Source organism: Sorangium sp. So ce128 (assembly GCF_051525245.1).
In the GTDB taxonomy this organism is placed as follows: Bacteria; Myxococcota_A; Polyangia; order Polyangiales; family Polyangiaceae; genus Sorangium; species Sorangium cellulosum_B.
The window spans coordinates 5824789-5838228 of the sequence record NZ_CP150313.1 but is presented as its reverse complement, the minus strand read 5'-3'; the positions used below and the strand labels follow the sequence as shown (position 1 = coordinate 5838228).

Here is a 13440-nt window from a genome sequence, read left to right as displayed (position 1 = left end):
GGGTGGACGGGTGGAGGGGAGAGCGCATGTTGAAGAGCATCGGTCGGTTCATCGTCGGGGTGTGCGTGGCGGCGGGGCTCGCGACCCTGGGCTGCGACAACGGCGGCGCGCCGGCGGCGGGGGGCAAGCCGAAGCTCGCCTACATCACGAACGGCGTCGCCCCGTTCTGGACCATCGCCGAGAAGGGCGTCATCGACGGCGCGAAGGAGCACAACGTCGAGGTGAGCGTCGTGATGCCGAGCGACGTGAACGACCAGCTGCACCGGGTCGAGGATCTCCTGATCCGCGGCGTCGACGGCATCGCGATCAGCCCGATCGACGCGGAGAACCAGGTCCCGCTGCTCAACAAGGCGGCCGCGAAGACGAAGCTCATCACGCAGGACTCGGACGCTCCGAAGAGCGATCGCATCGTGTACATCGGCATCGACAACTACGTCGCTGGCCGGATGGCGGGGCAGCTCGTGAAGGAGGCGATCCCCGGCGGCGGCAAGGTGGCCATCCTGGTCGGGCGGCTCGAGGGCGACAACGCCCGCAAGCGCCGTCAAGGCGTGCTCGACGAGCTGCTCGATCGCCAGGACAATAGCGCTGGGAACGACCCGCTCAACCAGGAGCTGAAGGGGGCGAAATACACCATCGTCGCGACCCTGACCGACCAGATCGACGCCGCCAAGGCGAAGAGCAACGCCGAAGACATGATGTCGGCGCACCCGGACCTCGTGGGCCTGATCGGCCTGAACGCGTACCACACGCCCGCCCTGCTCGAGGCGGTGAAGCAGGCGGGGAAGATGAGCTCGATCCAGGTCGTCGGCTTCGACGAGCAGGACGCGACGCTGCGCGCGATCCAGGACGGCGAGGTGGTCGGCACGGTGGTGCAGAATCCGTACATGTACGGCAAGGAGTCGGTGCGCGTGCTCGCGGCGCTCGTGCGGGGGGATAACTCCGTCGTGCCTCAGGACAAGTTCATCTCCCTGCCGGCCCGGCAGATCCGCAAGGGCAACCTGGACGAGTTCTGGGCCGATCTGAAGCAGAAGGCGGGCAAACAACAGTGAGCCCGGCGTCGGGCAGCGCGGCGCCCGCGCGGCGCGCGCCCCGGGCCGGCGACGCTCGACGCGCTGACGCGAATGACAGCCTCCTCGCCTGAACCGGACGCGACGCCGCTGCTCGAGGCGCGCGGCCTGACCAAGCGCTTCCCCGGCGTGCTCGCGCTCAGCGGCGTGCGCCTCGCGCTCGGCCGAGGCGAGGTGCTCGGCATCGTCGGCGAGAACGGCGCTGGCAAGAGCACCCTCATGAAGATCCTCGCCGGCGTCGAGGCGCCCGACGCCGGCGAGATGCTCTTCGACGGGCGGCCTGTCGCGCTCGGCTCCGTCAGGGAGGCGCTCTCCCGCGGCATCGCGCTCATCCACCAGGAGCTCAACCTGGCGGACAACCTCGATGTCGCGGCCAACATCTATCTCGGCCGGGAGCCGCGGCGGGGCGGCTTCATCGACGAGGGCAGGATGGAGCGGGAGGCGCGGGCGATCATGGCGCGGGTCGGCCTCGCGTGCTCGCCGCGCGCGCTCGTCGGCGGCCTGTCGCTCGGGCAGCGGCACCTGGTCGAGATTGCGAAGGCGCTCTCCGCGAACGCGCGGGTGCTCATCATGGATGAGCCCACGTCGTGCCTGTGCCCGCACGAGGCCGAGGCGCTCTTCCAGGTGGTGAGGGAGCTCCGCGCGGGCGGGATCAGCGTCGTGTACATCTCTCACCGCCTCGGCGAGGTGAGGGCGCTCTGCGATCGCGTGCTCGTGCTGCGCGACGGCGAGAACGCGGGCGAGCTCGCGCGCGGGGAGGAAATGAGCCACGAGCGCATCGTGAGGCTGATGGTGGGCCGCGATCTCTCGCAGTTCTATCCGCACGTCCCGAACCCGCCCGGCGAGCCGGTGCTCGAGGTCTCCGGCCTCCGGACGCCGAGGCACCCCGAGCGAGCGCTCTCCTTCACGGTGCGCGGCGGGGAGATCGTCGGCGTGGCCGGGCTCCTCGGCGCGGGGCGCACGTCGCTGCTCCGGACGCTGTTCGGCGTCACGCCGGCGGCCGGAGGCGCCGTCCGCGTGGCCGGGCGGGCGATCACGCCGCGCGCCCCGCGAGACGCCATCGCCGCCGGGATAGGCCTGGTCCCGGAGGACCGCCAGCAACAGGGCATCATCCTGGAGATGGCGATCCGGGCGAACGTGAGCCTCCCGAGCCTCCGCGCGGCGCAGCGCTACGGCGTCCTCGACCGCGCGGGCGAGCGCCGGATGTCGGCGCAGACGATCCGGGAGCTCGGCGTGCGGACGCCGAGCGACGTGCAGCCGGTGCAGCACCTGTCCGGCGGCAACCAGCAGAAGGTCGTCATCGGAAAGTGGCTCTCGATGTCGCCGCGCGTGCTGCTCCTGGACGAGCCGACCCGCGGCATTGACGTTGGCGCCAAGCACGAGATATACCAGCTGATGGAGCGATTGGCAGCGAGCGGCATGGCCACCCTGTTCGTCTCCAGCGACATGGAAGAGGTGATAGGCATGTCCGACCGTGCGCTGGTGATGCACGAGGGGCGCATCGCCGGCGAGCTCGGCCGCGCCGAGCTGAGCGAGGAGGCGATCATGCAGCTCGCGACCGGCAGCGACGCTGCGGCGTGACAGGAGCCATCGAGGCCAGAGAGCATGTCTGTGACGACGACACATGACCTCGGGGCGCGCGGCGCCGCGCCGGCTGCGCTGCTCGTGCCCACCACGCGGCGGAAGGTGCTCGGCGTCTTCTGGCTCCTCCTCGCGGTGTCGCTCGGCACCGCGCTCCTGAACGGGAGGTTCCTCCTCGCGGAGAACCTCGAGAACCTGATCCGGAGGACGGCGCTGTTCGGCATCCTCAGCATCGGGGCGGGCTTCGTGATCATCACGGGCGGCATCGACCTGTCGATCGGCTCGGTCGTGGCGCTCGCCGGCTGCATGCTGCCGTGGCTCCTCTCGGTGCAGCACTGGCCGGCCTCGCTGGCGGTGCCCGTGCTGCTCGGCATCTCCCTCTGCATCGGGCTCGCGCACGGGCTGCTCATCACGAAGCTCCGGCTCCAGCCGTTCGTGGTGACGCTCTGCGGGCTCCTGCTCTACCGGGGCACCGCGCGCGGGATCTCCGGCGATCAGACGCAGGGGTTCGGCGTCGGGTTCGAGTCGCTGCGCTACCTGTCGGTCGGCAGCCCGCTCTCGGTCCCCGTGCCGTTCCTCTCGTGGATCTCCGAGGGGCGCTTCAGCCCTTACGCGGTGCACCCGTTCACCGGCGTGAAGACGCGGCTCGCGCCAATCACGTGGATCGACATCCCGATGCCGTTCCTCTTGTTCCTCGCGATCGCGGTGGCGGCGTCGATCTTCCTGAACCGCACCGTCTACGGCCGCTATCTGATGGCGCTGGGCCGCAACGAGCAGGCGGCCCGCTACAGCGGGGTCGATACCGACAGGATGACGATCCTCGCGTATGTCCTCTGCTCGGTGCTCGCCTGCTTCGGGGGCATGCTGTTCGCGCTCGAGGTCAACTCGGCCCAGCCTGTCGATTTCGGCAATTTCTACGAGCTGTATGCGATCGCCGCGGCCGTGCTGGGCGGCTTCAGCTTGCGCGGCGGCGAGGGCGCGGTGCTGGGCGTCATCCTGGGCACCGCCCTCATGCAGGTGCTGCGCAACGCCATCAACATGCTGGGCGTCCCGACCCAGATCGAGTTCGCGGTCATCGGCGCCGTCATCCTGATCGGCGTCATCGCGGACGAGGTGGTCAGGCGCTACGCGGCGGCGAGGCGCAAGGTGGTTGGCGCGTGAGCTGATGAGCTCGCGGCGGCGAGGTCGACGCCGCGCGCCGTCGAGCCCGCGACGCGAGCTGCGCTGTTTGCGTCGATCACCCTACCGCGTGATGGTTTCGGTGCTGGTGGATCCGCGTCGACACGGCGCATAGAGCGCTGCGTCGCTGTGTCCTTGCCAGGAGCTCGGCATGGCGGCGCGCAGGTGCGCGCAAGCGTGCGAAGATCGCGTGCTACGCTACAGCATTGCTGGCGTCCCACGCGGAGCCGGAGCGAAGTGAGCGCAGGGGGCCCGGGCCGCGATCCGCCAGTTCCACGTAAAAACATCAACCAACTCGCTGGCTTACGGTAGCCGTGGAGCGGTCTTCACGCGACGGCCACCCGATGGAAGGGGAATGGCGTGATGCTGAAGCGCATTTCTTGTGACACTGCAATTGTTTGCCTGGCACTCGGGCTCGCGGGCTGCGCGCTCGACACGGACGCAGAGGAGCCGATGGCCGGGGAGTCCGCTGTCCCGTTCCCGTTCGGCGCCGCCGGCAGGGCCCCGTCGAAGGCAGAGGCCCTGAAGGCGCTCGGCGCCGCCATTGCCGCCAAGGGGGTCGGGGTACCCTCTGTGTGGGGACCTGCTGAGAAGTCCTTCCTCGGCACCTCGACGACCGCGGCCTCGAGGGTCTACTTCACCGGTCATCGCGGCGTCGTGTCCGAGGTGTTCTATCCGGTGCTCGACACCGTGAACACCGTCGATCTGCAGTTCCTGGTGGGGGACACGGCGAAGACCTTCGTCGACGAGGAGAAGCAGCAGAGCTTCACCGTGACCCAGCCGGACAAGCGGTCCATGCGCTGGCAGGCGACGACGACGAACAGCGCCCACAACTGGCGGATCACCAAGACCGTCTTCACCGATCCGGGGCGCCACGCGTTGATCCAGCGCGTCCGGTTCGACGCCCTGGGCGGCAGGAACGTCACCCAGTTCAACCTCTACGTGCTCCACAACCCGGCGATGGACAACTCCGGGGCCGGCGACACGTCGAGGACCGTCGATGCAGGGGGGCGCACGCTGCTCGTCGCCTCGGAGAACAGCCGCGCATCGGCGCTCGCCGCGTCGCGCCCATGGAAGGTGGTGAGCGGCGCGCCGATGGTGTCGAGCGGCTTCGTCGGCGAGTCGGACGGCTGGACCGACCTCCTCGGCGGGAACGTCGACAGGACGATGACCTGGCGAAACGATCTGGCGAGCGGCGGCAATGTGGCGCAGATGGGCTGGATCGACCTCGGCGCGAGCGCCGTCACCAGCGTCTCGTTCGACGTCGTGCTCGGCTTCGGCGCGACCGAGACCGAGGCGGCCTCCACCGCGAACGCGACGCTCGGCAGCAGCCTGAGCACGCTGCAAACCACCTACGACAACGGGTGGAAGACCTACGCGGCCGGGCTCAGCAGCCAGAGCGCCACCGCCGACGACCAGTATTACCTCGCGGCGATGTCGCTCAAGGCGATCCAGGACAAGTCGAACGGCGCCATGATCGCGGGGATGGGCACGCCCTGGGGCGAGACCAACGGCGACGGCAACAACGGCGGCTACCACCTGGTCTGGGCGCGCGATCTGTTCAAGTTCGCCAGCGCGCTGGTGACGGCCGGCGACACCGCGACCGGGACCTCGGTTGTCAACTACCTGTTCAACACCCTGCAGCAGTCGAGCGACTGCGGCGCCGCCGAGTACGACGCGCCGGGCTGCCCGCAGGGCTACAGCCGCGTCGGCCGCTTCCCGCAGAACGCCTGGGTCAGCGGCTGGCAGTACTGGCAAGGCACGCAGATGGATGAGCAGGCGATGCCGATCATCCTCGCGTGGCGGCTCGGCCCTTCCGTCTACAACCCGCTGTGGAAGAAGATCAAGAGGACCGCCGACTACATCGTCAACACCGGCCCATGGACCCAGCAGGAGCGCTGGGAGGAGAACGCCGGGTACTCGCCGTCGACCATCGCGGCGGAGATCGCGGGCCTCGTCTGCGCCGCGACGATCGCCCGCGCGAACGGCGACACCACCAGCGCGGCGCGCTACATGGCCGCCGCCGACGCCTGGCAGCAGGGCGTCGACCGCTGGACGTTCACGACCACGGGGTACCACGGCGACGGCCGGTATTACCTCCGCATCAACCCCTCTGCGCGGGGCAACACGGGCAGCGGGCCGCAGGTGTACAACCCGGTGTCCGGGCCGGACGCGGCGGTCAGCTTCACGATCGGCAACGGCGGCGGCACGCACGACCAGCGGTACATCGTCGACGGCGGGTTCCTCGAGCTCGTGCGGATGGGGGTGAAGCGGGCCGACGATCCCTCGATCGTCGCGACGCTGCCCGAGTACGACGCCATCCTGAAGCGGACCATCGCCGGCAAGGGGGACGCGTGGTTCCGCTACAACTACGATGGATACGGTGAGAAGAACGACGGCGGCAACTTCGACGGAAACGGCGGCCGGGGCCGGCTGTGGCCCATCTTCACGGCCGAGCGCGGCATGTTCAAGATCGCCAGCACGGGGGTCGGCGCCGACGGCAACCCTTACCTGACCGCGGTGAAGGCGTTCTCGACGCCCCAGGGCTTCATCCCAGAGCAGGTATGGAGCGAGACGACGGACGTCACCGGCTGGTCCGTCCAGAAGCCGGCGAACGTCGCGGCGGGCACCCCGACGCGGTCGATGAGCCCCTTGAACTGGGCGATGGGAGAGTACATCAGCCTGGTGGCGTCGATCCGGGCGGGCAGGGTCGTCGATGTCCCCTCGGTGGTCTGCGGCCGCTACAACGCGTGTGTGGTGCCGCCCGCCTCCGGCGAGGCAGGCGTCACGGTCAACGTCACCGCGACCACCGTGGTTGGCCAGCACATGTACGTCACTGGCAACACCGCGGCGCTCGGCAGCTGGAACACCGATCTCGGCGTCCCGGTCGATCCGCGCAGTTACCCCGTGTGGACGAACCGCGTCAACCTGCCGGCCAGCAGCGCGCTCCAGTACAAGTACTATCGCAAGAACGCCGACGGCACCGTGACCTGGGAGAACCTCCCGGGCGGCGGCAATCGCGCGATGAGCACGCCCGCGTCCGGCGGGACGCTCACGCTCAACGACACCGTGAGCTGGTGAGTGGTCAGCTAAGCGCGGCGCGCGGGCGAGCCTACGCCGCGGGGCGCTCGGGCTCGCAGGCGCGCCCGGCCTTCATCGGGAGCGTGAAGAACACCCGCGTTCCCCGGCCGAGCTCGCTCTCCACGCGGATCGCGCCGCCGTGGCGCTCGACGAGGTTCTTGCAGATCGACAGGCCGAGCCCCGTGCTCTTCTCGCCGCCGGTCGACCGGGTGCTCGTCCTCCGGAACTTGCGGAACAGGCCGCTGATCTCGTCCGGGCGAATTCCCAGGCCCTGATCCTCGATCATCACCTCGACCGCTTCACCGAGCCTCCGCGCGCGCACCGTCACCGTCGTACCCGGATGAGAGAACTTGAACGCGTTGCTGAGCAGGTTGCTCAGGACCTGCTCGATCCGCGCGACGTCGCAGCAGACGAGCGGGAGATCCGCGGGCACGTCGACGTGCACCGCGATCCCCTTCCGGCCGGCGCCGTGCTCGTTCAGGGAGACCGCCGCCGCGACGATGCCTCGCAGGTCGGCCTCCTGCAGGCGAAGCGCGGCATTCCCGTGCTCCAGCGTCGTGATGTCGAGCAGGTCCTCGAGCAGCTGCAGCGCGAACTCGGCGTTGTCCTGGATCTTCAGGGCGTAGCGCCGCGTGTCCTCGAGCCCCACGCCGACGCCGGCCAGCTGCATCTTCGAGAACCACTGGATCGCCGCGATCGGATTGCGCAGATCGTGCGCGGCGATGCCCATGAGCTCATGGGTCCTTTGAGTCGCCTCGGCGAGCTGCCGGTTCTCGAGGTGGAGCGCGTCGGCGCTCGTCTTGAGGCTCGACAGGAGCCGCTGGCAGCGGCTGATGCGCGCGTGCTGCGCGAACGCGTCGCTCACGACGCCGGCGAGCTCCGGCGGATCCCATGGCTTGGAGATGAACCGGTACACGCCGCCCTCGTTGATGGCCTGGATGGCGGCGCTCGTGTCCGCGTAGGCGGTCATGAGGAGGCGGACGGTCTCCGGGAATTCGGCCTTGACCCTCGCGTAGAACTCCGTGCCCGTCGTGCCTGGCATCCGCTGGTCGCTGAGGACGACAGGGATGGGCCGCTCGCGCAAGATCGCGTGGCCCTGCTCGGCGCTCTCCGCGATGAGGACATCGTAGTCGCGCCGGAGCTCGCGGCGGAGCGCCTTCAAGGTCTCGCGCTCGTCGTCGACGATGAGCAGCACGGGCCGCTCGCCGGAGGCGCGCGTCATCGGTCGGGCTCCTTCGGCAGCGTGATCGTGAAGGTGCTGCCCACCCCGGGGGTCGATCCGACGGTGATCGTGCCGCCGTGCTGATCGACGATGATCTTGTGCGAGATGGTGAGGCCGAGCCCCGTGCCCTGCCCGACAGGCTTGGTCGTGAAGAACGGATCGAAGATCCGGCCGAGGACGTCAGGGGGTATCCCGGCGCCGTTGTCCTCGAACTGCAGGACGACCCGGCGCGCTTCGTCGCGCCCGCGGATCACGATGCGACCGTTCCCCCGGCCCCGGCACTCGACCGCTTGGGCCGCGTTGATGAGGAGGTTCAGGAACACCTGGCTGAGCTCCGCCGGCTTGCAGCGCAGCATTGGCAGCTCGGCCCACTCGACAGTCACCTGGACGCCGCCGTTCTTCAGCGTCGGGCCCGCGATCGCGAGGGTGCTCTCCAGGCACTCCCTCAGGTCGCAGCGCTCCTCCTCCGCCCGGTCGATCCGCGTGAAGGTCCTGAGATCCTCGACGATCTTCTGCACGCGCGCGAGGCCGCCCAGCGTGCCTTTCACGAGATCCCCCGTATCCTCGCGCAGAAAGTCGGGCTCGACCTCCGCGCGGAGCGCCTCGGCGAGGCCCTTCACATCGTCCGAGCCTGCGCCGACGGCGGCCCGATCGAGCGCCTCGTAGGCGGCGAACAGCCGATCGAGCGACTCTCTCAGGGTGTGCACGTTGCTGCGGACGAAGGCGAGCGGGTTGTTGATCTCGTGGGCCACGCCGGCGGCGAGCTTGCCGAGCGCGTTCATCTTCTCCGAGTGGACGAGCATCGATTGCGTGGCGCGCAGCTGCTCGAGCGACCGCTCGAGCTCCTTCTGCTCGGACACGAGCCGGCGCTGGAGGCTCGTGATCCGCGAGTTGAGCGCGGACACCTCGGCGACGACGCGCTCGAGCTCGATGACGTCGAACTCGGCGAGGAGCAGCAGGTCGTGGCCGAGCCGCCAGACCTCTCCCCGGAGGCTGTGCGCGATCGACCGGAGATCCCCGAAGTGCAGCATACCGCGGTAGATCGGCTCCTCGCCGCCGCGCCCGGCCGCGGCGAGCTCCGCGAAGCTCGGGCTGACGAGGCGAGCCTCGGCGCGACCCGGCTCGCCCGCCCCCCCGAGCAGCCGGCGCATGCCGTGGTTGGTGAGCCTCGGCGCGCCGTCCGGCGCGAACACGCCAATCGCGAGCGCGGTCGAGGCCATGAGGAAAGCGGCGGCGAGCTCTGCGACCGGACCGCCGAGCTCGTGTCCCGGCGGCGGGGCCACGAGCGGCGCTCCCTCGTTTTCTCCTGCGCTTTGCGTCCTGCGCGGTTCCATCGGAATCATCGGAATCCGAGCCTCTCCCTCGCTCGCGGCGGAGGCGATCTGTCTTTGGCAGGCCGGCGCGGAGCTCGCTATGCGAAACGCACCCCGCGGGGCCGGCGTTTGAAGGCGCGGAGCGGGGTCATGCGCTCCGCGCCGCGAGGAGCTGCTCCGCCGTGCGGACGGCACGCTCTGCGCTCGGCGCCGAGCCGTCGGCCCCGAGCTGCCTCCAGAGGTCGTCGACGACGCGGAACGGCTGGCCGCCGACCAGGACGACGACGCCCCTGCACCGATCGTCGCCGCGCACCGCGGTGATCACCTGGCGGACGCTCGAGAGCTGATCGCTGAGCGCGGCCGAGATCGCGAGGACGTCGGCCTTCCGGTCGACGACCTCCTGGATGACGTGCTCGGCCGGCGTGCTGGCCCCGAGATAGAAGGTGTCCCACCCCGCCATCTCGAAGTAATCGGCGACGAAGCGCGCGCCGATCTCGTGGAGGTTCCCGTCCACGGCGGTGGCCACGAGGCGACGGCCGGCGCGATCGGCGCTGACGACGTGCGGATAGAGCTGGCTCAGGATCATCTGGGTGACCGCCGTGCAGTAGTGCTCGCCGGCGATGCTGAGCTGACGGAGCTGCCAGCGCCGGCCCACCTCGTACTGGCACGGCTCCAGCACGTGAGCATAGATGTCCTTGATCGGCGCGCCAGCGTCGAGCGCCTCCCGGATGGCCCGCACCGCTCGCCTCCGGTCCCGCGCGATCAGCGCGTCGAGGTAGCTGCACGCGACGGCGCCGAGCGGAGCCTCCGGGCGGACGAAGGTGGGATTCTCGGCGTGCGTCGAGGTGAGCCGCTCGAGCGCCGCCGCCAGGTACCGCCGCGGCGCCTCGGCGAGGCGCTCCGGCAGCGTGAGCGCGAGGACGTCGCCGAGCGCGCGGAGGTAGCCCACGAGCTCGGCGGGGTCGAGGCCGTGCTGCACCAGCAGCGTCTGTGCCCACTCCGCATAGGCGCTGAACAGCTCCGGCGACCCGTGGTCGACCGCCGCGGCGAGCTGCGCGACGTGGCGCCTGGCGTCGTCGAGGCAGAGGGCGCGCTTCGCGCCGGCGGCGAGCGCGTCCGCCGGGCGCCGCATGAAGCTGAGCGCGACGCTCATCGGCGCGATGCGCGCCGCCGAGCGCTCGATGGCCTCCGCCGCCGAGCCGGCCTCGCTGGCGGCGAACGGGGCCTCGGGGATGGCCGCCAGCGCGGCCGGCGTCACGAGGGGCGAGGCGCAGAGGCGCTCCCGGCCCGCCGCCAGCGCGTCCTGCGCCAGCGAAGAGAGCGCCGGATCGAGCTGCTCGCCGATGCTCTCGCTCAGCGCGTCGAGCGCGGCGCCGAGCGCGCGCCGGGGCACCCCGAGCGCCTCGAGGAACACCGCCGTGAACGCGCAGTACTCGCAGAGCTGCCGGGCGTCCGCCGCGCGGAGCGCCGCCGCGAGGGCGTCGATGTGCGCCGCGAGGTCCACGTGGCAGCGCGAGAGCGCCTCGCGCTCGCCGCGCGCTCCGAACGCGCGCGGCGCGACGGACGCGGCCTCGAGGCGGGCGAGCGCGGCGTCCCTCAACGATTCACGGCGAGCGACGAGCTCATCGGCCGCCCTGTCATGCTCTGTGGTCACCATGCCCGCGCATGTGGTGACCCGCCCTCGTCGCCGCACGCGCGATATCGCACGGGCCCGCCCGACGACGTTCCGGCGGGCGGCCGCCGCCGGAGCGTCGTCGCGCGCCACGGGTCGAGGGCGAGGGGACCCGCCAGGCTTGAGCCGGCGTCGCGCTTCAAGCTACCGTCTCTCCCGCGTCTCAAAAGAGCGTCGTCGCCCGGCGCGGGAGCTGAAGAACGATGTCAATCTCGTTGGTGCGGAACGCCTACGGCAAATCGAGGGTGCGGCTCGTGAAGGTCCGCCGCGCGGGCGCGCGGCACGAGCTCACCGACGTCCAGGTCGATGTCCAGCTGGAGGGCGAGTTCGACGACGCTTACACGAAGGGTGACAACAGCAAGGTGCTGCCCACGGACACGATGAAGAACACCGTGTACGCGCTCGCCAAGGGCCATCCGGTCGATCCGATCGAGGACTTCGGCGTCCTGCTCGCCGAGCACTTCCTCGGCAAGCCGCACACCCGGCGGGCGAGGGTCGCTATCGCGGAGAACGTCTGGTCTCGCGTCGACGCGGGCGGCGCGCCGCACCCTCACGCCTTCCTCCGCGCGGCTGGGGAGCGGCGGACCGCGGAGATCTCCGCGGCTCCCGGCGCGGTCGAGATCACGTCCGGCGTCGCGGACCTCCTCGTCCTCAAGACCACCGGCTCGGCGTTCTCGGGCTTCCCGCGCGACGGGTTCACGACGCTCAAGGAGACCGGGGACCGCATCCTCTCGACGCTCATGGTAGCTCGCTGGCGCACGGCCGGCCGCGACCCGGCGCCGACGGCGACGTGGGAGCGCGCCCGCCGCGCCCTGATCGAGACGTTCGCAGAGCGACACAGCCTCTCGGTGCAGCACACCATTCATGACCTGGGGGAGGCGGTGCTCGCCGCCTGTCCTGCCATCGACGAGGTGAGCCTCTCGCTCCCCAACAAGCACTGCCTGCTCGTCGATCTCGCACCCTTCGGGCTCACCAACGACAACGAGATCTTCGTGCCGGTCGACGAGCCGCACGGGCTCATCGATGCCACGATGAAGCGAGGGAGCTGACCGTCGGGCGCGGCCGTTTTTCTCGACATGCCGAGGACGTGCCCGGTACAGTGCGGCGCATGGACCAGGTGGCCGGCCCGGACGAGATCGAGATCGCGACGAGCTACATGAACGCGGTCCTCACCGGACCGTTCATCGCCGTGGAGTGCACGGGCGACGTCGGGTCTCTCGAGATCGCCGCGTGGAGCGCCGGGGCGGAGCGGCTGCTGGGTTATACCGGGGAAGAGGTGATTGGCCGCCGCCTCGCGGACACGGCGCTGGGCAGCGCCGACGTCGACCTCTGGCGACGCCTCTGCGACGGGGAGGGCGGCGCGCCGCTCTCCGCCGAGCACCGGCGGAAGGACGGGCGCGTCGTCGCGTGTGCGTGGGTGCACGAGCCGATGCGCGGCGCCGACGGCCAGGTGGTGCGCAGGCTCTTCCTCGGGCAGGACGTGACCGACCGCGGCCGCCTGGCGGACGCGTCGCGGGACGACTCGATCATCCTGCGCGCCATCCTCGATCACGTCCCGATCGCCGCGTGCAAGTACGATCGTGATGGGGTGTTCACCCATCATGACGGCAAGGGGCTCGAGAACTCGGGCGTGAAGCCCGGGGCGCTCATCGGCAAGAACGTCTTCGACCTCTACGGGGCCAACCAGGATGCCGTGGACGGGATGCGGCGCGTGTTTGCGGGAGAGGTCGTGGACAATCAGGTCGAGGCCCACGGCGTCACCTGGCGGTCCTGGCTGCTCCCCATCTTCGACGAGCGCGGCGCGCAGAACGGCGCGGTGTCCGTGACGTTCGACATCACGGACATGAAGCGCAAGGAGGTCGAGCTCCAGGCGAGGCTCGACATGATCCAGGCCCAGCAGCAGGTGATTCGCGCGCTGTCGACGCCCATCATCGAGGTATGGGATCGCGTGCTGACGCTCCCGATGGTCGGCGTCGTCGACAGCGTGAGGACCTCCGAGGTGATGGACAGCCTCCTCGACGCGATCTCGACCAAGGGGGCGCGCTTCGCGATACTCGATCTGACCGGGGTCGACGCCGTCGACACGAAGACGGCGAGCTACCTCATCGAGATGGTCCGCGCGATCCGGCTCCTAGGCGCGGAGGGCGTGATCACGGGTATCCGCTCGAACGTGGCGCAGACGATGATCGCGCTCGGGGTCGATCTCTCGGGGATCATCACGATGGGCAACCTCCGCGCCGGCCTCAAGCTCTGCATCCAGCGGATGAACCGCGCCGACGCCGCCGCGGCCGACGGCGCGCGGCGGGCCGAGCCACGTTGATCGGA

General features: G+C 70.2%; 9 protein-coding genes. 6 read left to right on the top strand and 3 right to left on the bottom strand.

The window, feature by feature from the left end; all coding sequences use genetic code 11:
• The first annotated feature begins 26 nt into the window (after nt 1-26).
• The 4 genes from WME82_RS22215 (at nt 27) to WME82_RS22200 (ending at nt 6908) form a co-directional block, all read left to right on the top strand.
• The gene (locus WME82_RS22215; protein ID WP_437747472.1) at nt 27-1049 is read left to right on the top strand and encodes a sugar-binding protein; all 1023 of its coding nucleotides are present in this window, start codon (nt 27-29) and stop codon (nt 1047-1049) included.
• A 72-nt stretch (nt 1050-1121) separates the two neighbouring features.
• Nucleotides 1122-2648 (top strand): sugar ABC transporter ATP-binding protein, encoded by a 1527-nt coding sequence (locus WME82_RS22210; protein ID WP_438044421.1) that lies wholly within the window; start codon nt 1122-1124, stop codon nt 2646-2648.
• Between the two features lie 24 nt (nt 2649-2672).
• Entirely contained in the window at nt 2673-3809 is a 1137-nt protein-coding gene (locus WME82_RS22205; RefSeq protein ID WP_438044420.1) for an ABC transporter permease, read from the top strand.
• 471 nt (nt 3810-4280) lie between these two features.
• The gene (locus tag WME82_RS22200; protein ID WP_438044419.1) at nt 4281-6908 is read left to right on the top strand and encodes a glycoside hydrolase family 15 protein; all 2628 of its coding nucleotides are present in this window, start codon (nt 4281-4283) and stop codon (nt 6906-6908) included.
• Nucleotides 6909-6939: 31 nt separating this feature from the next.
• On the opposite strand, the gene WME82_RS22195 is transcribed toward WME82_RS22200, so the two are convergent.
• From WME82_RS22195 to WME82_RS22185, 3 genes are all read right to left on the bottom strand, one after another.
• Nucleotides 6940-8130 carry an ATP-binding protein gene (locus WME82_RS22195; protein ID WP_438044418.1) on the bottom strand — a complete coding sequence of 397 codons (1191 nt, stop codon included), beginning with the start codon at nt 8128-8130 and terminating at the stop codon, nt 6940-6942.
• A complete protein-coding gene (locus WME82_RS22190; protein ID WP_438044417.1) occupies nt 8127-9464 on the bottom strand; it encodes a sensor histidine kinase in 1338 nt (445 codons plus the stop codon). Before WME82_RS22190 ends, WME82_RS22195 begins: the two co-directional genes overlap by 4 nt.
• A 127-nt stretch (nt 9465-9591) precedes the next feature.
• Complete coding sequence (locus WME82_RS22185) at nt 9592-11100, bottom strand: cobalamin B12-binding domain-containing protein (protein ID WP_438044416.1); 1509 nt, start codon at nt 11098-11100, stop codon at nt 9592-9594.
• 218 nt (nt 11101-11318) lie between these two features.
• Here WME82_RS22185 and pucL point away from each other — a divergent pair, with 218 nt between their 5' ends.
• Both pucL and WME82_RS22175 read left to right on the top strand, forming a co-directional pair.
• Complete coding sequence (gene pucL, locus WME82_RS22180; protein WP_438044415.1) at nt 11319-12164, top strand: factor-independent urate hydroxylase; 846 nt, start codon at nt 11319-11321, stop codon at nt 12162-12164.
• Between the two features lie 59 nt (nt 12165-12223).
• A complete protein-coding gene (locus WME82_RS22175) occupies nt 12224-13435 on the top strand; it encodes a PAS domain S-box protein (protein ID WP_438044414.1) in 1212 nt (403 codons plus the stop codon).
• The last annotated feature ends 5 nt before the right edge of the window (nt 13436-13440 follow it).